This is a genomic window from Croceitalea sp. MTPC6 (assembly GCF_036985525.1).
In the GTDB taxonomy this organism is placed as follows: Bacteria; Bacteroidota; Bacteroidia; order Flavobacteriales; family Flavobacteriaceae; genus Croceitalea.
Genome location: NZ_BTGR01000044.1, coordinates 1 through 379, shown reverse-complemented (window position 1 = coordinate 379; position 379 = coordinate 1). Strand labels below are relative to the sequence as shown.

The 379-nt window shown below is 47.5% G+C and carries 1 protein-coding gene; it reads right to left on the bottom strand.

The genetic code is table 11. The annotated features are described in order from the left end of the window. Positions 1-379, bottom strand: a 379-nt coding sequence (locus AACP56_RS17970) for an efflux RND transporter permease subunit (RefSeq protein ID WP_339339106.1), incomplete at both ends; no start/stop codon positions are given.

The window sequence follows — 379 nt, the reverse complement described above, 5'->3', positions numbered from 1 at the left end:
TGATTCCACATCACGTCCGCGCACATTTACACCCACGTAGGTTCTTCGGTTGGTATTGTCCCGGCTTATCTGCATCGGACCTGGTTCGTATTCGATTGTGGCCAGTTCTTGAAGCGGAATCTGCGAGCCGTTAGGCAAATTGATGTACAGATTTCTGATGTCATTGATGTCAGTACGGTTCTGCTCGTCGAGCCGAACCACTAAGTCAAAACGCTTTTCGCCTTCAAAAATGACCCCTGCATATCCACCCGCAAAAGCGGACTGTACCATTGTATTGAGTTGGTCGATACTCACACCATACTGTGCCAGTTTGTTGCGATTGTATTTAATGGTCATTTGGGGCAATCCAGAAGTTGCTTCTGCCCTCATATCGCCTATA